Source organism: Iodobacter fluviatilis (genome assembly GCF_004194535.1).
Classification (GTDB): Bacteria; Pseudomonadota; Gammaproteobacteria; order Burkholderiales; family Chitinibacteraceae; genus Iodobacter; species Iodobacter fluviatilis_A.
In genome coordinates this window covers 710,367-731,407 of record NZ_CP025781.1, presented here as the reverse complement: position 1 = coordinate 731,407, position 21,041 = coordinate 710,367, and the positions used below count along the sequence as shown (strand labels likewise).

At 47.1% G+C, this 21,041-nt stretch carries 14 protein-coding genes; 7 read left to right on the top strand and 7 right to left on the bottom strand.

Translation table 11 applies throughout. From position 1 onward, the window contains the following. Positions 1-544 precede the first annotated feature (544 nt). The 3 genes from C1H71_RS03060 (at position 545) to C1H71_RS20905 (ending at position 4,455) form a co-directional block, all read left to right on the top strand. Complete coding sequence (locus C1H71_RS03060) at positions 545-943, top strand: hypothetical protein (RefSeq protein WP_130105257.1); 399 nt, start codon at positions 545-547, stop codon at positions 941-943. Positions 944-976: 33 nt separating this feature from the next. After that, complete coding sequence (locus tag C1H71_RS03055; protein WP_130105256.1) at positions 977-1,507, top strand: hypothetical protein; 531 nt, start codon at positions 977-979, stop codon at positions 1,505-1,507. A gap of 383 nt (positions 1,508-1,890) precedes the next feature. Continuing rightward, positions 1,891-4,455: a dermonecrotic toxin domain-containing protein gene (locus C1H71_RS20905; RefSeq protein WP_223145973.1), complete on the top strand. Its 2,565-nt coding sequence runs from the start codon at positions 1,891-1,893 to the stop codon at positions 4,453-4,455. Positions 4,456-4,767: 312 nt separating this feature from the next. Here C1H71_RS20905 and C1H71_RS03045 read toward each other — a convergent pair whose 3' ends face one another. The 5 genes from C1H71_RS03045 to C1H71_RS03025 form a co-directional block, all read right to left on the bottom strand. Next, a complete protein-coding gene (locus C1H71_RS03045; protein WP_188053550.1) occupies positions 4,768-6,225 on the bottom strand; it encodes an aerolysin family beta-barrel pore-forming toxin in 1,458 nt (485 codons plus the stop codon). Between the two features lie 523 nt (positions 6,226-6,748). Then, positions 6,749-7,084 (bottom strand): energy transducer TonB family protein, encoded by a 336-nt coding sequence (locus tag C1H71_RS03040; RefSeq protein WP_262488430.1) that lies wholly within the window; start codon positions 7,082-7,084, stop codon positions 6,749-6,751. Between the two features lie 74 nt (positions 7,085-7,158). Continuing rightward, the gene (locus C1H71_RS03035) at positions 7,159-7,902 is read right to left on the bottom strand and encodes a YbaN family protein (protein ID WP_130105253.1); all 744 of its coding nucleotides are present in this window, start codon (positions 7,900-7,902) and stop codon (positions 7,159-7,161) included. Next, positions 7,902-8,483, bottom strand: a complete 582-nt coding sequence (locus C1H71_RS03030; RefSeq protein ID WP_130105252.1) for a biliverdin-producing heme oxygenase — start codon at positions 8,481-8,483, stop codon at positions 7,902-7,904. Before C1H71_RS03030 ends, C1H71_RS03035 begins: the two co-directional genes overlap by 1 nt. A gap of 234 nt (positions 8,484-8,717) precedes the next feature. Further along, the gene (locus C1H71_RS03025) at positions 8,718-11,618 is read right to left on the bottom strand and encodes a TonB-dependent receptor (protein ID WP_130105251.1); all 2,901 of its coding nucleotides are present in this window, start codon (positions 11,616-11,618) and stop codon (positions 8,718-8,720) included. A 787-nt stretch (positions 11,619-12,405) separates the two neighbouring features. Here C1H71_RS03025 and C1H71_RS03020 point away from each other — a divergent pair. After that, a complete protein-coding gene (locus tag C1H71_RS03020; protein ID WP_130105250.1) occupies positions 12,406-14,037 on the top strand; it encodes a methyl-accepting chemotaxis protein in 1,632 nt (543 codons plus the stop codon). Between the two features lie 18 nt (positions 14,038-14,055). Here the strand turns inward: C1H71_RS03020 and C1H71_RS03015 are convergent, their stop codons facing one another. Both C1H71_RS03015 and C1H71_RS03010 read right to left on the bottom strand, forming a co-directional pair. After that, positions 14,056-15,021, bottom strand: coding sequence for a FecR family protein (locus C1H71_RS03015; protein WP_188053548.1), 966 nt, complete (start codon positions 15,019-15,021; stop codon positions 14,056-14,058). A gap of 8 nt (positions 15,022-15,029) precedes the next feature. After that, a complete protein-coding gene (locus C1H71_RS03010) occupies positions 15,030-15,515 on the bottom strand; it encodes an RNA polymerase sigma factor (protein ID WP_130105248.1) in 486 nt (161 codons plus the stop codon). 407 nt (positions 15,516-15,922) lie between these two features. Between C1H71_RS03010 and C1H71_RS03005 the strand changes: the two genes are divergently transcribed. The 3 genes from C1H71_RS03005 to C1H71_RS02995 all read left to right on the top strand — a co-directional run bounded on the left by C1H71_RS03005 (position 15,923) and on the right by C1H71_RS02995 (position 20,941). Continuing rightward, on the top strand, positions 15,923-17,410 hold the full coding sequence (locus C1H71_RS03005; RefSeq protein ID WP_188053546.1) for a glycoside hydrolase family 13 protein: 1,488 nt from the start codon (positions 15,923-15,925) through the stop codon (positions 17,408-17,410). 274 nt (positions 17,411-17,684) lie between these two features. Further along, positions 17,685-20,612 carry an HD domain-containing phosphohydrolase gene (locus C1H71_RS03000; protein WP_130105246.1) on the top strand — a complete coding sequence of 976 codons (2,928 nt, stop codon included), beginning with the start codon at positions 17,685-17,687 and terminating at the stop codon, positions 20,610-20,612. A 65-nt stretch (positions 20,613-20,677) separates the two neighbouring features. Then, positions 20,678-20,941, top strand: coding sequence for a hypothetical protein (locus C1H71_RS02995; RefSeq protein WP_130105245.1), 264 nt, complete (start codon positions 20,678-20,680; stop codon positions 20,939-20,941). Positions 20,942-21,041 lie beyond the last annotated feature (100 nt).

Here is a 21,041-nt window from a genome sequence, read left to right as displayed (position 1 = left end):
CACACTGGGTGGGGAAAGGTTTAACAAAGAAATAATGAAGGCAAAGCAATTAATCAGTTGAGCGTTTTTTTAATTAGTATCTGGCCCGCAATAGCGGGCCTTTTTTACGCCCAGTAAATAACTGGGGCCAGTGGTTCGCAGTAACAGTTATTGGGACAAGCAACCAATTTAATTGGCTTTACATATCACTGTAAATTTTATCTGATGTCAAATGTAATACCTGACCTATGCTTTACCTGCCAAATTCAAACAAAAACTTACATTTAACCATAGTAAATAAATCACATAGCTGACTAAAAAGCAAGACAAAGGTGGGAATTTCCGCTCAATCGTGTGTAATATATCGACCGAAATACTTCAGATCGCGCCCCGCAAGGTATTTCAAAGGGACGCAGCGTTTTTATACACCTAAGGTGGTAGTTTTACTGCCATTTTAGAGTGTCTACATCTTGTTAGCTGCTAGGAACTTCCTTATGCCCATCATCACCCTTGGAATCACCGTCCTTCTCGCCAAGTTGTTTCCATTCGGGGGCAGCTATTAGGCATGTTGCTTGGTGGCATGTACGGTCCAATCTTCGGCAAAGCATCACCAGCGTGGTTTCACTCAGCCATGCTTCTTGCGAACTACATTCCCGCCGCAGTTGCTGCAATCATCTTCGTTCGCAAAGCACAACTAAAAAGCCGTCTCCCGAAGGAAATTCCGGGAAAAACACCAATCCTTATAGGCGTAGGTCTGATTGTTTTGTACCTAGTCCCGCGCCTATTTGCATCAACCATTCCTGGTGGTGGGCCGGCCTATGTTGTATCGATGTTCGGTCCATTTTTCATCATTCCCGCCGACATTCTTATTGTCGTTGGGGTCACAAAAGCATTGCTCGCCACCTTGCCACGGCTAACCAATCATTCAACCAGACCTGCGCAAAAAGCTGCGCAGGCCGGTTAATTCAAATGTTAGAACTGTTCAAAGGAAATATTTATGGGTTTCCACGTTTCATGGATCACTATTCGCGGGATAGCTCCCGAGGCAGTGCGAGAGCAACTTCAACTTCGAGAAACAGGTGAGCGAGAAGAGTTGCCTGAATCTGATATTGCTGAAGCTCTTTTGCCATCGGGCTGGCAGTTGATATTTTTCAATGATCCATGCCCTGAAGAAATTGAAGACAAAAACCTAAAGGCTTTATCTGCAGGCTGTGAAGTAATGGCGTTCGTAGTTGAAGAGTGTTCAATGACTACTCTGGCCATGAGCTATGTAAATGGCGACTCCGTTTGGCATGTTGCACATGATTCAGATTCAGGATTAGAGCACATGGAAGTAACAGGGACACCCCCTGTGTGTTTCTCAGAGATTTATTCGAAATTATTGGCTGAATTGAAAGCGGACGAAAATCCTTGCGATTATTTGTTTGATGTTCCGGCAGAGCTGAGTAAAGTGCTTACGGGTTTTCGGCATGATTGCGACATCGAGGGCGCCGATGGTGATGTTTTCTCTATTTTGGAAAAAACGTAATTCAATAGTCTCAGCAAAACCTACAGGGTCAGGTCTTATATTTGATATGGGGCAATCAATTTGCCCAGCTTTGGAAACCACTATAAATTTTATCTTATGCAAAATGTAAGACCTACCCCCACTGATCCATTTTTTTGTAAGCAATATTGAGGCTGTTTGTTATTTAATCCAAAAGTAATAATTTTCCTTGAAGTGCTCGCGTTGGTATTTGCAAATTTTTATTTGCCATAATTTTAATTTTTGTTTGAATTAAAAATAAGCTGGCATTTAATTATGTTGATTAAATATATTTATGTCTGAGTATTTTTTTTTGCTTCCTCTTGGCTAAGTTTATTTCTCACCGAGATACAGCCAATTCTCTTCCTGTTTTCTAAAGTAAAACCATGAAAAAATCAATATTTATTCAAATGGGCTTTGTCATTGCATCGGCATTTACGGCGCAATATTCCTTGGCGGCCTTACCAAACAAAAATGTTGCTAAAGTAACGCCGCCTGCTTTATCTGATGAATTGTTAATCCGTTATGATCAGGCTTGGAAAATTAATTTTGCTCAAGATCATGCTCAGCTTTTGCAAGCTATTCCTGATCCACATACTATTGCCGAGAAAGAGCTAAAAAAGGCGCTCGAAAAACACGGTTATCATGATATTGATCCCAGTAATACTTTCTTCAATATGTTTAATGGTGCCAATAGCAGTCCAAGAAGTTATAACGGCTGGGAGCACACGGAGCAGCCCGCACGCTCATACACGCTTACTCAGGCGGTAATGCTTAATATCTTTAATGAATTTCGTGATGGTTTTCCGGGGGATATTAATTTATTTACGGGGGTTTATACTAAAGGAGCAGGGGCTAGCCAATATAATGAGCATAATGAAGTACGGCTGCTTTCATCAAAATTGTGGGATATTGATTATTACGATTTAGATATTCAAGCTTCCTATACTGCGGCATTAAAACAATTCTGGCAAAAATATAGTGAAAAGTTTACGCATTTAATGCGTGATAACTTTGCCTTTTCTGCTTATCAACAATATAAGCTGGGTTTGCTCAATCAGGCGCAATATCAACTGGCTAGAGCGGTCATTAAAGGTAAACGCCCGGATGATGTGTATGTTTATCGTTTTGATATCTATGGTTATGATTCAAGCGATATCCTTCTTATTGAGCAACAAGGCCATGAGCCGGGTTTACTTTATATTCCGGGCGCCGATCAGCCATTTATTGCATTTAATAATGAGCGGCAGCTTAAAAAAATACTCTACAGAGCCATACAATCAACAGCTTCTAGGCAAGCACTGGCAAAACACTTTAGTTTATATGATCGACAGGATGGGGTAAGTTATTCAGGGGTGGATTCCTCGCTCAATGCCCTGGCAAATCAGTCATGGGATGACTCTTATTTCATGATGAAAAAGCATCCGCTGTATGGTGATGTGTTTGCTCGTTTAACCGAGATTCAAAAAGCCAGAATGGCCAGCGATGGCGATACCGTGATCAAATCTAATAGTGAAGCAGAGCGCGATTATATTCTGAGTACCACTTATTCTTTGTTCTCTGTATTACCGATCATGGATATTGTTTTACCAGAGCTTGGCATTCCTCTTATGCTTGCCATCAGCACAACCCAGCTTGGTTTGAGTATCGATCAGTCTATTAATGGAGATACCTTCGCTGAACGGCAGCAAGCGGCCAAAATGACGGCCGTAAACGCCGCGCTGCTTGCTGCCACCGCTGTTATTCCTACTGTCGTTAAATTTGGTCGTGATGTATCAGAATCGCTGGTCTCTGTTGCTGCGAATATGGATAACCAAATCCTGCTTAACCGCGGGATTTCAGAGTCAGATATGGCGGTCTTCTCTCATACCCCGAAAGTGATCACACACCCTCAAACAGGTGAGGAATTACTAGGCGTTAAACTCACGGATCAGGCTAGGAATGTATTACTTAAAGCCGATGGATTTGGCATGTATAAGGAGGTTGATCCCTTAAGCGGGCGAATTCTCACTGACTCACGCGTGTTTCGGACTATCTCTTATGACACCGGAGAAGTTCAATGGCTGGGTCGTGGCGGTTTAAAAGGGGGTGTAGTCAGTGAAATAAGTGATGAAGGTAGTGCTTCTGTAAGCGCCGCGGGCACTTTGCCATCAGAAATTGTTCTGCCGGAAGACCTGCCGAAGCGCCCCGGATTAGGTGGCTCTGGCTATGCAAATATGAGCGGGCGTCTTGATGATGTCACCCGTGATTTTTTAGAATTAGAGATGAAAGTTGACCCATACGCCAAACTAACCGATGTAAAAGCCCTGCATCGTTTAAATAAGCAAGCGCAGATGGAAATCAGTCAAGTGCCGTTTTTATATAGTTACGAATCCAGGCTGAAAGGTATCACCACCTTCAGGGGCGATGAACGCTTGCCGGATGAAATCTTCCACTCAGGCTTTAACCGCCGCTTGGGCCCGGTGGAATATATACGATTAGCAAAGCATACCCAAGCCATCCGCGGTGTGATTTCAACCAGTCAGAATGAAGCGGTTGCCGTTGCCTATGCCGTACACAACCAGCGCGGCTATGTTTATGCCATTGAGCTTAATCGTGGCGGTGTGGCTGTTGAGACTTCTTTGCGCGGTGAAACTTTGCATGAAATTGCGACTTTGAATATTCCGCCAGAAGACATTATGTTTGCGCTTGGGCCGTTTAATAATACAGAAGCCACCCTGAGTATTCTTAAAGAAAATGCTGAGGCAAGAACCGCAGAGCTGCTGATTAACCCACACGCCACAGCATCTCCGGCAGTGGCAACAGCTGCATTTGAAAAACTCAAAGCCACATTAAAATATGATTTGAGCCCTGAAATGTCGTTTGCGGAGCGCTATGAAAATCGCCGGGATTTGTTCTGGCATGAAGATGAAACAATTATCCCTGACGCAATCCCTGAGCTAAGCCATTAAGCTATTTCGATAGACTGGATGAAAAAGATAGTAATCAGGCCAACACCCGCAGTGTGATTGCGGGTGTTGCATTTAGCTAAAACCGGCTGTGGCCACTCTGGAATTTGATCGGGGTGGCCACCAGCGTATCAATTTCGCAGCTGTGATTATACAAAGCTAATGATGGCCTTATGGTAGATTCAAGCCCGAAACAAAAACGGGCATTAGATGCTTGACCTCTACTTTTAAGTGAGCTTAAAAATGGGGGCTGGGGTGATTACCGTTAATGTATTGCATGCAATATATTAAAGGAGCCTAAAAAAATAGAAATAATTACTGCACTCTTTTCACTGTAATTTGTAAATTTTTGATCCCATGCTTTTCCAATTCAGCATTACTTAATCCCCTCTCCACCGATCGAGTGGATCGAGTGGATCGAGTGGAGAGGGGGATGGATGGACCATACACAATGGATGACCCATATGCTGTGTTTGCAGTAAAAACACCTTTTATTTTGACTTTCAAAGGTTGAGTCACTTGAGTTAAAGTATCTTTAACCAATTTCTTACCGTAATGATCAGTCATCCAACGCCAATCCCAATAGTCGCCCGTATCTCCTAAGCCTGGGTTGCTATACTGATAAGGTAGGTTTGTCATTGAATCAGTGGCTCGACCTATTGTATATTTTTTATTGATCGTGGGCCAACTTTGGTCATGGCTAAGCAAGGCATTTCCTGCACGCCGCATAAACCCAGAAAAATGAACGTCATAACTCACATCCGCATCAAATGTATAGGGATACTCAATATTAGAAACATATGTTTCCATAAAAACTTCTATTTTACTGTGAGGAGGGGCAGTGACAAAAACCGTATCTGTTATGGTTTTTGAATCGCCCCCCCCTTTTAATGATTCCCAAGTTTGGTTTGCACCAACCTCAATAGTAATATTAGTTTCACCAACAAATGGCCATTTAAATTGATTCATTGTTGTCACTTTCTGACTATATTCATATTTATCTTTTTTAGACCAATTTGATGAAACAATATAAGACAATGAGACGTGACTAGTTTGCTGAATATCGGAATTATTTGTTATAAAAACAGATTTACTTGCTATTTTCTTCTTTTCCGAAGAAGTAATCGAGTCAATATTAAATTGACCCGAATCAATCAAGTAATTAAAATTATCAACTTCTATTGATAATCTGTCTTTACAGCGATAACCATCGCAAGTTCCTTCTTTATACCCTTGGATCAGATATCCACCTGGCTTAGTTAACGACCGGCTAATAACCATACCGTGACCAATTTTATCCGCATTACTTCCCGCTGCCCAAGCGTATCCAAATAAATGGCCCAAAAGGGAGAGAGGTTGAAAAAAACTTTCTTTATTGACCAAGTTCCACTCAAAAACAGCATGACTACTTTCAGGGAAAATTATCGGGTCGAGTATTGGAATTGTAGGTTTTAATGAAGGGGTTACAGGTGTGCACCACGCTTCCACAGGAATAACTTTGTCAACTTTAATTTGACCTTTATGCCCCGAACCACTAATAGTCCAATTATTAGCTAAAGCCATTATCTCCCACACGCCCATTCTACTTACCAACCAACTCTGCAACACCCTTGCATTATCAGCGGTCAATAGCTTATAGCCGGGAGTGCAGTTTTTCTCAGCGAAAAATGATTGCCGATACACTTCATACATATTAACATTTTCAGAAAAAACGTTGCCTGCATACAATGCCATTGTAATAGAAAAAATATTTCTTTTGATGTTATAAGCCAAAATATACGCCTTAAAATTAACCATATATAAATTAATTAGCAGCTACGCTAATAAATAATAATATTATAAGATAATAATCTAGCAATAAAATATTAAAATAAATCTGCTCATACCTCTTGCGGACTCAGCTCAAAACGCTAAAAGTGAACGAATACTCTATCTATTGGGGATGACCATCGCAATCAATCAAACCCAGATGCGACAACGCGAAGCAGATAGTCCTTTATTCGCGCAGCGTACGTTTATCAGGTGAGGGGAGTGCCTTAGGTAAATAAGAAAAAACTGCACTTGTGACGTAGTGGAAATGTGTGGTTTTGTTGCACAAATCGGCCAATTCTTACATTCTTTCAGAATGAACCCATGAGCAAACCTGAACCGAGCAAGTACCCTCCCTCATTGCAAGGCCTATCACGCCGTACTTAAATCGCTTCACGCAATTGGGTACGCCAGTGACGGTGCGCGTGGCGTAAATCCGTATGGGGTTTGGGGTGGTTTGTTCTTAAATTGATTTAGCGGTGTCACATCAGTTAATAAAATACTCAAATGGTACCAGCAGCTCTGCTTCATCTGGCCGCTCTGGCGGGATGCGTGGTAGGGGCGCTGCGCGCTCTAGGGCTTCTAAGGCGGCGCGGTCTAACGCGGGTACGCCAGAGCTGCGCTCTAGTTTGGCTGCTAAAACTTGCCCTTCGCGATTTATTTTAATGCGCAAGTAAGCTACGCCTTCATCGCCACGTATGCGGGATGCGGTGGGGTAGCGGCGAAAGCGTTCTAGCCGCGCAAGTATTTTGCCTTCCCAGCTATTGCTGCCACCACTGGCTTGCTGGGTGGAAGCGGGTGCCGCCGCTGGGGCGGCGGCAATGGAGGTCGATTTATTTAATGGGCCGGTTTCGGCGCTTTGTTCTTTGGTTTTGGGCGGGCTGCTGATACTAGCGCTTAGGCTAGATACAGTGCTCTTTGTTGGGGGGCCTTGGTTTCAATGGGCTGTGGAGTAGCCTGAGGTGTTGGCTTGGCGGTTTTAGGCGCTTGTTTGGCCGCGGCTTGGCTCACTTTCGGTGCTACTTTGTCTTCTAATGGCACGGCTAGGGCTGGGGCTTGCAGTATGGTGACTTCAAGTTGCTGGCTTTCATGCGCTGTTACGGTATTGGGCGTACTCCAGTTTGCGCAAAAATAACCGAGTAGGCCTAAATGCAGTAGCAAACTCAGGCTTAGGCAGTATTTCCATAGCCGTTGCTTAGTTGGCTTATGCGTTGGCGCGTGTTGCGTGATGACTGAATTAGCTGAGTTGCTGTTTTCTTGGATCTCAGAAGGGCGGCGGATTAAGTAGATTGCCACCATCAACTCTGTGATACCCACTCCTACAACCACCCACCACGGGGCGGGGGTGAGGGAGAGGATCACTAGCCCAAACAGCATACCAAGGCAGGCGGCGCGTTTGGCGCGTAATGGCACCACGCGATGCTGCCGCCATGACTGTAGTGATGGGCCAAAGCGTGGATGCTGCAATAACCATTGTTCAAACTTAGGTGATGATTTGCTAAAGCAAGCCAGTGCCATTAGTAAAAAAATGGTGGTGGGCATTACCGGTAAAAATGCACCAATGATGCCAAGCAAAACCATCATGCAACCCAGCACGGTATAGGCCCAGCGTAATGGCGCATGCAGTCCACGTTGATGCATTAATACACCTGATCTAAATGGTTATTCATACGGGTGAAAGCAGCTTTGGCACCGGCTACTGCGCGTGTTTCTTCGGTCGCGCTTAAGGTAATGCCATCGAGTACCGCTACAAATTCGCGCCAGTTCTTCGCGCGTCCTTCAGGCGCTCCGGCTAAATGACGAGCACCAAATTCTTCGGATAAGCCAAGGCTTGCCGCCATTTTTAATAAAATGGCTGCGCCGAGTTTAGAGCCTTCGGTCACATACATCCAGCCCAAAGCGGTGGGAATATCTTGCGTATGCTCAAGGGCAGGCAAAGTATCGTGTTCCGGTAGGCTGCGTTCCAAGTCGGTGATATCGGCTGCGATACGATCATAGCGACGGCGCTCGGCTAAATCAGGGAAAAGGGCGGCTAGATCTGGGTTGTCATAAAGCGGATCGCAATCCCTTAGAAAGCCGTATTGGGCAATCAGAAAGCGGGCGTAATTATCACGGTTTGCAAAAGGCTTGTTGGCCATGATGCGCTTATCCAGCTGATCGTGTGTGTCAGTTGTTAAGGCTTTTAGTGCTTGGGTACGGCTTAGTTCGGCAACAGCATTCATAGTGGTTTGTTTACTCTAGTCATAAAGGTGGTGGGTGGGTATTTATAAATTGCTGGGGGTGTGGCCTTGGTTTGTATTCATTTCCCCTGTGCCCAGCCCGTCATCCCCGAGTGTTTTTATCGGGGATCCAGCAGCGCAGCTGGATTCCCGCCAAAGGCATGCGGGAATGACGGTAAAGGTATGAGGGCATGACGGTAAAGCTGGGATTTATTTTGAGTAGTGTCCTAAAACGCTTTAAAACTTCATCCCTAGCGACAAGCGCACGGTGCGGCCAGGCCCTGGCATCAGGCTGAGGGAAAGCGGGTCGATATAGTAGCGATCGGTGGCGTTGTCGATGCTCATATCTACACGGGTATCGGCGTTGATTTTGTAGCTGGCAAACAGATCCACCAAGCTGTAAGGCAGGGTTTTGATTTGTAATGTTGAGCCACTGTAGCTCTGCCAAGATGCACCTTCTTCGGCGGTGTTTAATGGGCCGCTTACATAACTAGCACGTACGCCCATGCTGAGTTTTTGATCCAGCAAACGCGCACCGAATGTGGCATTCATGCTGATCTTTGGCGGGATCATATTACTGACGTAAGACGAGCTAAATCCGATGGGTGAGCAGTCTGGGGTTTCGCTGAGTTTGGGCGTGTATTCTGCTTTGTTCCGCAGATAGCCTGCCATTTTTGAATCGCAAATCATGGCTTTATGATTCAGAGTGGCGGCTAGCTCGCCAAAGAAATCGCCACGGTCGTAAGACGATTGCAGCTCAAAGCCAGAAACGCTGAAGCTATCAATATTGGCCATGGAGAAGTTCTGATCCCAAGCCTTTTTGCCTGAGATCATCACGCGGCTGATGTATTGATCGGTGGTGTTATTAAAGTAGGCCACTTTAAAGCGCAGCTTGTCTTCCGTTGTAAATACATCGTCTTTCACAAAGCTAATACCGGTTTCCCAGTTTTTGCTGTGCTCAGGCTCCAGTGGCGAGGAGAAAGTCGCCGAGAAGCCAACCGTGGATTCATAAAGGCTAGGCATGCGCAGGCCTTCGGTGTAGCGCAGATAGCTGCTGATGTTGTCGCTTAGTTTAAATGTTAGGCCAAACGCAGGCGCAAAGCCGCTGCCTTCACGCTCAATAGGATCGGTGCGGCTAAAGGCCCCGGGGATATCGTTGTGATAAACCATATCGTTGACGGTGGATTCGTGAACTTGGCTGCTACTGATTTCTACCGGCTCTTCGTCTTTGTCATGCTCCAGAACAATTTTGTCGGCTTTGAGTGGGTTTGTTGCATCGCTAAATTGGCCGGTATTATCTTGATGCCAGAGCACACTGCCAATTCGATTACGTTTATCGTCATATAAATAGATGCGTTTCCAGCCTAGCGGCTCTTCAAGCTGGGTGGCGATGGAATTACGGTCTTTACTGCTATAGCGTAAATAGCGGCCACCGGCCTCTACAGTCAGCCAGTTTGTGGGCTGCCATTGCATATTAATAAAGGCGCTTTCTTCATTGCGTGTGCCGCTTCGATTTGTGCGGTTGTGGTTCACATCGTCTTGATCACGCTTTACGCTGTCTGATGGGGCGATATCTTCTTTTTGCAGCGAAAAACCATAGTCCAGGCTAAAAGCACCGTAGGCGCTATCAAAGCGCGAGGTATTGCTTATATCTGCGCCATAGCGCTGCGATTGGTTTTTAGCCAGATAGAGTGTTTCTACACATTGCTCGCATTCGTGATCCCAATTGGTGGGTTTACCTTCATGCGGGTTACTGAAAACATCGCCATTGCGGGCTGCGCTTTCCATATCGGTGTACCACAGATTGGCTTTCAGGCTAATCAGCGCATTGTCAGCGGGCTGATATTTATAGCGTGCGGTCCATGCATCAGTGCTGACTTCGCTCGGCTTCCATTGTTTAATAATGCCGGTGCTATTACGCAAAATTTGCGAAGGCATGATTTCGCCGTAAGTGCTTTTAAAATAGCGGTAGCTAAGCTCTAAAGCTTGATCGTCACTTAAGTTGATCGTGGTTTTCAGCAGAGCAGAATCGGTGGTGTTCGAGGTATTAAGCACTTCATCACCAGCGTGGTAAAACTGGGTGATGCCATTATCATCGCCATTTTCATCGATATTCTGGTAGCTGCTGAAGCCATTTTTACCCGCAAAGTAATTGCCAATGCTGCGATGGCTGATGGCCGCAACCACATCAAAATCATCTTGTTTGGTGGCGTAGGCAAGGCTTAAAAAGCCACTACGTGGGTCCAAGATATTGTTGCGATTAGCACGGGGTGTGGTTTCAAAATCAGTGGGTGCTTGCTTGCTATTGTTTTGTAGACCAGTGCGAACTCTAAAACCGCTACGCTCACCCGGCTTTAAAATATCTTCGCTGCGCAATGTTTGCATGCTCACCAGCCCACCAATCGCTCCCGCGCCTTCAGCACCCATGCTTGGGCCTTTGGCGATATTGATTTCGCTGATCAGCTCTGGGTCGATATAGCTGCGGCCGGCTATCCCTGCGTAGCCTCGGTAAACGGTGGAGGATTGCAAGCTGCCATCAATCAACACCGGCACGCGGCCTTGGCCCTGCATGCCACGGATATTCACATCGACTGCACCGCTATTTCTTGCATCGCTCACCACCACACCGGGCGTGCCCTTAAAAATATCGGCGGGTGAGGTGCCTCGAAAGCGATCAATATTTTCGCGGCTAATATGGGCAAATGAGCCCGGCTTTACATAGGGGTGATCGCTGGCTTCGATTTGCTCATCACTTAAAAATGCTGCCGCCGCGCCGCTGACTTTTACCGCATCAATGACAAAGGCATTATCCGCTTGCGGCGCTGGCTTTAAAACAATCGTGCCATCGCTATTTACCTCGGCACGCAAATCGCTGCCGCTCAGTAATTGGCGCAAAGCATCGCGCACGCTATATCGGCCTTTGAGTGCTGGGCTTTGGCGGCCTTCTGTAAGCTTGGCATCTACCAGCAACACCATGCCCGATTGACGAGCCAGCTCGTTCAAAGCGTGGCTCAGTGGCTGGCTGCTGATGTTAAATTCTGCGGCAGTAGGCTGGGCTGCATGGCTGGGCAGTGCTGAAAAAGCCAAGCTAAGCGCCAAAATCAAAGGACGAAGCGCAGTGCGGCGGGAAGGTTTCATTAATTTTTACTCGCTTGTAGATGATTTTAAGAATCATTCACAAGTAAAACGAATGAAACGCATTAACCCTGACGTGGCTGTGCAAATATTTTTTATTTAATTGATGTTACGCAGCCAAACCTAAATCTTGAAACACGGAGAAAAACAAGACTTGAATTAAGTTGTTTTATTGGTTTTTAGTGTTTAATACCCAGCGATTAAAATTCGTATCGCAGCAAGTAGTACGGGGCTTAAATCTCCCCTTGAAACACGCCGGAGCGAGTAACAAGCGGGGCGGGGTTTCGGCCAGGGAGCGAGGAACGAGCCAATCCCGCCTGCCGCCGACTCGATTGTCCGCAGCACAGGGGCCTTCGTGTTTCGTGGGGCAGCCTTCTTTGCGTACTATGATTTCTGGCCGTTCAAGAAAGTGAGTCCCCCGCGGGGATACCGCGCCAAAATCAACGTGCCGAAGGCACTAAAAAGATGATCACTGCGTAACATCAGTTATTTAATTGAGAGGCGAGTGGGAGTAAACCAGCAAAAGTGAATTTGCCTAAGCGCTGGTGGTAGGCGTATTGGCGAGGGTAGGGGGGCGCAAAGCTCAATAATGACATTTGCTTACATGGTGCGAAATATTGACTACTGGCTACTGATCAGAAGAATTTCAACTACTGTTGATATAGCGCGAATGAGCTGACATCCAGTTTGCTTGTGATTAAGGGCAAGCAAAGCTTGGAGTGGCATTGATCGCTTTTTTGCTTGAAGTGATATTGGCGATTTGTTAGGCGCTTTTAATAGAGGCTGATGAGTGAACTATTTAAATAGAATTAAAATTGGCGCTCGATTAACGATGGCATTCATGCTGATGCTGGTGTTTTTATTAATTATTTCTGTAAGCGTCTGGGCCGGTTTAGCCCGTATAGATCTAGCCATGCATAATATTGTGCAGGTGGAGGCTAGAAAACAGAGTGTGACTGCCGATTTAGAACGCCACTCTCAAAGTGCCGCACTGCTGCTATTACAAATTGTGACCACGCCTGAGCGACAAGCCCGTTTGCCTCTCTATACCGCTATGGAATTAGCCAGTAAGCAAACCAATAGCTCCTTTCAAAAATTGCAAGCCTTGCCTTGGGCGGAGGATAAGGTGGCCATTTTGCAAGCCTTGGCCGCGCTGCGGGAGCGGTATCTTCGCGCTTTTACCGATACGGTAGATTTAATCGAGCTAGGTGATCAAGCCACTTTAGCCCAACAATACGCTAGCCAGACTCAGCCATCCTTGAATGCTTTACTTGCGGCCACCGCACAATTGGCCGCTATGCAGCAAAGTAATATGTCGGGGGAGTTGGATAATGTATTAAAGCGCATGAGTGATACACGTTCTTTTCTCTGGGTTTTAAGCTTGGTCGCTTTAGCGGCAGGGCCCTTTTTTGCTTGGTCTGTAACGCGTAGCATTATTCGCCCACTTGGGCATGGCGTTGAGATAATGGTAAAGATGGCGGATGGCGATTTACGCTGTTTAGTGAAGATTGATGGGCGTGATGAAACCGCCATGATGTTGACGCAAATGCAGAAAATGCAGGCAGGGCTGGCCACGATGGTGTTGGGCTTGCGCGATTCGGCAAATCAAGTTTCTACTGCTGCGCAGTCTACCCAGCAAGGCGCTGCGGATGTTGCCGATGGCGTGGCTAGGCAGCAATCAGAGCTTTACCAAATCAATCGGGTGGTGGGCGAGTTTGTTAATAAACTGCATGTTGCAGAGCAAACGGCCAGCCTAGCTCAGCAGCAATCCAAACAAGCCGCCAGCTTGGCAGGGCGAGGCCAACAGCTGATTGAAGTTGCCTCACATGAAATCGCCTCTATCGCCAGCACCATTCAAAATAGTGCCGATGCCGTAGATGTATTGCGGCAAAGGGCTAACTCCATGCGCACCATGATTAGCTCTGTGACCGAAATTGCTGAGCAAACAAATATGCTGGCTTTAAACGCAGCGATTGAAGCTGCACGTGCTGGAGAAGCGGGCCGTGGGTTTGCGGTGGTGGCGGATGAGGTAAGGCGGCTGGCGGATAGAACTGCCAGCGCGACCAGAGAAATTCAAGGCGTAATTGAAGCGATGGATCAGCAGACCAGTGAAGCGATATTGCAAATTGGCCATGGAAAAAATGAAATGGCACGCGGGGTTAAAATGATTGGTGAAATCGTTGAGCCCCTCACCGAATTACGAGAAGGCGCAAATAAAGCTTCTGTGGAGCTAGATACCTTAAGCCAAAATATTTCTGAACAAGTCGCAGAAAGCCAAGCCATCGCCAATAGTGTGGCTTCCATCGCTCAGTTTGCGGATAACAATCTCAGCATCACACAGCAAGCCAGCCAAGATAGCCGGCAATTGTTTGAAATTAGCTTGCAGCTGCAAGCGCAAATGCAGCGCTTTCGGCTTGCATAGAGATGGTTTGATGCAGACTTATTGCTTTGAAATGGCGCCGTTATTAATCTGCACAGGTAATACTTGCGGCAAGGCGCGAGTAAATTGCTTGAGTTTATTAATCTCAAAGCTACCAGAAATACGGAGCTGGCCAAGCTTAGGAGTGGCAACGCTCAGCCCTGTATCGGCATAGCGTTCAAACTCGGCAATAGCATCGATGAGCTTGGTGTTATTAAAAGTTAATCGGCCTTGCCGCCAGCTTCCAACCGCCTCGGGAGCAATAAACTGCACAGGGGCCAGATGGTGATTGGCAAGTGACACCGTTTCTCCTGCTTGCAAAATAACGCCTGCCGATTGACTGGATGATGGCTTAGCGTAGACGGCTACTCTGCCCGATTGCACCGCAACTTGCGTTTGCTGCTGAATATTTCGCACCGTAAATTGGGTGCCAATCACGCTCACTTTGGCTTGATCAGTCAGCACATGAAACGGGCGGCCTTTGCTCACATAAAACATGGCTTGGCCCTTGATTAAGCGCACCTCGCGTTTATCTCTATACAGTGCTATTTCTAACTGGCTATCGCTATCTAATTCAATCCGGCTGCCATCGGGCAGTTGCTGCTCAAGCATTTGTCCACGCGCAGTGTGTATTTGCTGCTGGTAGCTTGGCGTGCTCAGCCAAAGGTAGCTACAGGCGAGTACTGCTAGCGCACAGCCAGCAAGTCGGCGTGGCGAGAAGTAAGCTTGGATCTGCTGCTTAAATCGAGCCCGTTTTTCTTGAGCGGCAAGCTGTTTGCGCTGCTTTGAAAAATGTTGGCCACAAGCGGCGGGCATCGCATCAATTAGGCCATTGATATCTTGCATCCCTTGCCAAGCCTGTTGATGAGCTGGGTGGCTAGCTAGCCACTGCTGAAAATGCAGCTGCTCATCAGGGCTTAGGCCATGTTCTTGGCGTAATAGCCACTCTGCCGCCGTGGTATCGGGATCAATGTGTGTGATGTGCATTGGGCAGCTCATTGTTCACCTCGACCATGCATGCCTTTTTTGCAGATCACTAGGGCGTTGATAATGTGCTTTTCCACCATATTGATCGAAATACCCATTTTTTTGGCAATTTCGGCGTGGCTTAAGCCTTCAAATTTATACAAAACAAAGGCCTCTTTACAACGAGGTGGTAAGTTATCAATCAGCGCGAGTAATTGATTCATCGATTGCCTGCCCGCAGCGCGATGCTCTGGCTCATCAGCCCGCGATGCGGCCAGCTCAAGATGCTCATAATTATCGTATTGGCGCGATTTATTCTGCCGGTATTGATCAATCACGATATTTTTAGCGGTGGTATAGAGCAGAGCCCCAAAGCTTGCGTCGTTATTGGCCGAAACTTGCTGATTGGCAAGCACGCGTGCATAAGCCTCTTGCACCACATCCTGTGCCTTATCGCGGCAGCCGATGGAACGGGAAATAAAGTGATGCAAATCGTGATAATAACGCTCAAACACTGCACATAACTCAAAGCAGAAAAGCGGCGAATCATACCGTTTGAATTTAAAGATAACAAGAATCATTATTATTTATAAGTGTAAGTTAAAACGTACAAATTATTCCATAAATTATATTCTGCGCCCCACCCCTCGATCTTGCTCCTACGGTAAGGTCGATACGCTATCCATCCGCGTATCTGCCTGCCGCAGGGTTAAGAGCGGTGGATGGAATCGAGTTTGAATAGATGGATCAGTGTTTTCTGGCCACAGATCACACAGATTCAGTGACGGAATTATTTATTCCAATTTATTAAAAACTGATGACTAAAGCGCGCACGACCGAGCTTTTTATTCAATAATCAGTACATCATGTCCGCGTCAGTTTATTGATGGGGTTTATTGTCTTTTTCTTGCACGAGTCCATCATGAAAAACACCCTAGATGCCGCCACCAAGCAAATGGCGAGTCAAATTATTTATCAGATTTTCCCCGAGCGCTTTGCTATTGGAGGCGGGCTTTCTAGCGCAGCAAAGCTTGCGCAAGCGGCGTATTCGCATCCAGATATTGTAAAGCGGGGCTGGGATGATACAACCCTAGATCAGCCTTGGGGCATGCAGTTTTTTGGTGGTGATTTGGATGGTATTGCCGAAAAGTTGGATTACCTACTTGATCTAGGGGTAACGGGCGTTTACTTAACGCCGGTATTTACTGCCCCCAGCAATCATAAATACGATGCAGTGGATTTTTTTAGCATCGACCCGATGTTTGGTGGAGAAGCTGCCTTGCTGCGGCTGATTGCGGCATTACACGCCAAAGGCATGAGCCTGACACTGGATGCGGTACTTAATCATGTATCCGACAGCCACCCGTGGTTTTTGGCGGCCAAGGCGGGAGATGCAACTAAGCGTGATTGGTTTAGTTTTACAGACGATGGCGGTTATCTTTGTTGGCAAGATTATGGCCAGATGCCAGAGCTGAACTTAAGCACCCCCGCCGTTCGCGATATTTTATACCGCCAGCCCGATAGCCTAGTACAGCACTGGTTAGCCAAGGGAGTCGATAATTGGCGCTTTGATGTGGCGCAGGATGTGGGAATAGAAGTGGCGCAGGAAATGGCGACCATCATTGCCCAGCGTTTCCCCAAGGCCGGCCTACTTGGCGAATTGAATGGCTTTTCGGGGAGCTGGTTTCAGGCGGGCGGCGGTTTTAAAGGCATGATGAATTACTGGTATCGCACCGCCACGTTGGCTTGGCTGGCGGGGGAAATTGATGCGCTGCAAATGAATTATGCGCTTAAGGACGCTAGAGCAGCTTACGGCTTAAGTGGCCTGCTTTGTTCATGGAACATGCTTTCAAGCCACGATACGCCAAGGCTTTTGACGACGGTGGGCAGTGTAGAAAAAGCCCAGCTTGCCATGATTATGCAGTTCACCTTACCAGGTATTCCGCTGGTTTATTACGGTGAAGAAATCGGTATGGAAGGCGGGGCAGATCCGGATTGCCGCCGCCCTATGCGCTGGAATCAGGGTGATTGGAATCATGCACAGCGCCAGTTTATGCAAGATTTAATCCGCATTCGCCAAAGTAATGCTGCGCTGCAATATGGTGATGTCTTGGTGCTGGGAGATCGCTTAGCAGGCAATGCGCTGGTATTTTTACGCTACACCGATATTCCCGGCGAGGCCGCCTTAGTGATCGTTAATTTAGCTAGCCAGCCGCTGATGACCAAGCTGCTCCTTCCTTACTCGCACTGGTATGACGGTGTGCCGCTGCACGATGCGTTTGGCGTAGCACCCGCATGCAGAGTGCAAGCGGGTAGCGTGGTGCTGAATATCCCCTCCCAATCGGCCGCCATCTACCTCGTGAGCGAGCCTTATCAGCACTACAATTTCTTTAAATTACGCAACCGCTAAGGCCGCTTTTACTGGTAAGCAAGGGTTGTTGCTTAATTAAGATTACATTAAATACTGTTTTTTCTTTTTATTTGGTAAGTTACAAACTAGGATTGATATATATAAATTACATTTTAACTTTATTTAATCTTTATTTTTGTTTGGTATGTGGCGATTAAGCCCGCAGCTACGCTTACTAAAAACCATTATTTTTAATTAAATAGTGGTTTTTTTCGGCCTGATGTTGCTGATTGGTCTTCCGCTATTTTTTGCCACTATTAATTTGGGGGGATTCATGATGAGTGAGGGCGTTGTTTTTGCTGCCGCCAAGCACAAACAGGTCATTGGCTGGTCAATGAAGCTTTCCATCGCTACGGTGGTGGTGCTGTGCATGCTGGTGGTGACCATGGCGGTGATCGGCATCGGTTGGAGCGGGGCGCGTACAACCCTGTTGGATACCGCATCTAGAACAGCAAAAGATGCGGGCCAGCTGATTACTGAAAAATCACGGCGCATGTTAGAGCCCGCCCAAGCGACGCTGCGTATGTTGGTAGATGATCCTATCTCCAATGCCTCCACGCTGGAAGAGCGTTTGCAGCGGCTGACTACCTTGGGCGAAGTGCTGAGCACGAATGAGTTATTTTCTTCCGTTTATGTGGGCTATAGCGATGGCTCCTTTATGCTGGTGCGGCCTTTAGACCGCGCGGATATTCGGGCTAAGTTTAATGCGCCGCCTATGGCTAATTTTTTGCTGCAGTCAGTGCAGGTTTTGCCTGACTGGCAGTTAAAAAGCGAGTACCTATTTTTTGATGCGAGTTATGGCTTATTAGAGCGCAGAAGCGCGCCGGAATATCGCTATGATCCCCGTACTCGGCCTTGGTATCAGGCCTCTGGCCGCACTTCCACTTCGGTACTATCTGAGCCGTATATTTTCTTTTCTAGTCAGAAAATTGGCGTTACGCTAAGCCAAAGAAGCCAAAATGGTAAAGCTATTTTTGGCCTTGATATGGTGCTAGATGATCTGGCGAGCAGCCTTGAAGGCTTGAAAATATCGCCCAATACCCAGTTGGCTCTTGTGAATGGGCAGGGCCGAGTATTGGCCTATCCGGATATGAAAAAAGTACTGATTAAAGGCGCTGACAAGGTTGAATTCAGTAGTGTGGATGGCTTGGGTGTTGCCAGCCTTAGCCGCTTAAGTGTATTGGCTCCTGAGAAGGGCAAGGTGGCCACTTATGAAGTCAATGGCGAAGAGTGGCTGGGAGTGGTTTTGCCTTTTGATGTATGGCAGTCAGAAGGAATGCGCTTATTGGTGGCCTTGCCCAGCAATGATCTCTTGGGCGAGCTACGCGGCAAATTATTTCATCTGATTGTAGCGGTGGTGTTGTTGTCTTTATTGCTGATGCCCTTGGGCTGGCTGGCTGGTGCCAAAATTGGCAAGAGTATGGATCAGCTCACATTACAGGCGCAGCGTATGCGCTGTTTTGATTTCAGCCTCAATCAACGTAAGCAAACCATGGTGCAAGAGGTGAATGACTTATCCGGCGTGCTTAGTGATATGAGCCAAACCATCCAGACTTTTTTGCAGATTAGTCAGGATATGGCCACCGAGCCTAAGGTGGAGCACATGCTGGACAATGTGCTAAAGCAGCTGGTCATGGCCACGCGTTGCGAGGCTGGAGTGGTGTATTTACTGAACCACAGCAGCGCTAAAATGGAGCGTGCCGTGGCAGTGGGGCCGTTATTTGGCCATACAGAGGCGGGCTTTGTGCATACTGATCGGCAGCAGGGCTCGCCGATGATTCATAAAGTGGCGAGCGCCCTGATCGAGATGCAGATTGAGCTACGTGGTCGCAGCGGGCAGCCTGAAGGGGTGCTTATTTTGCAGTATCAGGATGATGTTAGGCATGCTGACACAGCGTTTATGGAGTTTGTGCATAAGCTGTCTGGCATGCTGGCCGTATCCATTGAAACGCGTCAGCTGATTGAAGCGCAGAAAAAATTGCTTGATGCGGTGATTAGGCTAATGGCGGATGCGATTGATGCCAAAAGCCCCTATACCGGCGGCCACTGCGAGCGGGTGCCGGAGCTAGCTGGCATGCTGGTCGATCAAATGGGCCAAGAAGAAAGCGGGCCTTATGCCAGCTTTAATATGACCGAAGATCAACGCTATGAGTTTCACCTAGGCGCATGGCTACATGATTGTGGCAAGGTAATTAGCCCCGAGCACATCATCGATAAAGCCACCAAACTTGAAACCATTTACAACCGCATCCATGAAGTGCGGATGCGCTTTGAGGTGATGTGGCGCGATGCTGAATTGGATTACTGGCGAGCGGTGGCTTTGGGGGTAGATGAAAGCACATCAATGGCGGCGCTAAAACAACGCCAGCAAGCCTTACAAGATGATTTTACTTTTGTTGCCCGCTGCAATGTGGGCGGCGAATTTATGGCCGATGCAGATATAGAGCGCTTAAAGCAAGTTGGCGGGCAAACATGGTTGCGCTATTTTGATAAGCAGCTTGGCTTATCTGCAGACGAAAACCGCAGGCTAGGTGAGTATGTGCCTGAAGAGCTGCCTGTGGCCGAGCAACTGCTGGCAGACCGTGGCGACCATATTGTGCCTTGGGGAGCGCGCAAGCCCGCGGTAGAAAAAGATGATCCAAATAATCATTATGGTTTTGATATGGATTTACCAAAGCATGCGCAAAATATGGGTGAGCTCTACAACCTATCTATCCGGCGCGGCACATTAACGGAAGAAGACCGCTTTAAAATTAACGACCATATTGTGCAAACGCTGATTATGCTGCGCAGCCTGCCTTGGCCCGCTCAGCTAGCCAGAGTGCCGGATATTGCCGCAACGCATCATGAAAAATTGGACGGTAACGGTTATCCACGGCGTTTATCTGCCGATCAATTAACCACGGAGGATAGAGTGATGGCGCTGGCCGATGTATTTGAAGCGCTTACCGCTGCTGATCGCCCATATAAATCGCCCAAAACACTGACCGAATCGCTGCGGATTATGGCCTTTATGGCCAAAGATCAGCATATAGATACAGAGCTGTTTCGATATTTTTTGCACAGCAATCTGTGGCGGGTGTTTGCAGAAAAATTCATGCAGCAAGATCAGATTGATAACGTGGATATTGCTGCAATCGAAAAACTCTTGCCTGCTCCAACCGGCAATGCTTTAGCGGCCACGCCGCTGCTTCAAAGTTAATCTCACCAGCAGGCCGATCTTATGCTTTACACAAGAAAAGGCACACCATCAAGGGATTAAGTTTATTGATTTTACTGCTTGTTGCCTTACCTGCCTTAGCGCTGGAGCCACCAGTAATGAAGGTCATTCTGACTATTACAGGGAAAGTGGGTGACAAAAACACGGCTACGGCAGAGATATTTGATCTGGCGATGCTGGAAAAACTACCGCAGCAAACTTTCAACACGAAAACCCCTTGGGATGCGCTGCCTATTCAGTTGACTGGCCCCTTATTGCGTGATGCCTTGCTGCCAAAACTAGCGGCCAGCAAATTAAAGCCGTGGCGCTGAATGATTATAAAGCTGATCTTTCTTTTAATATTGCCAATAAATTTAATATGATCTTGGCGCATCAAAGGAATGGGTAAGCTATTCCCATACACACCAAGGG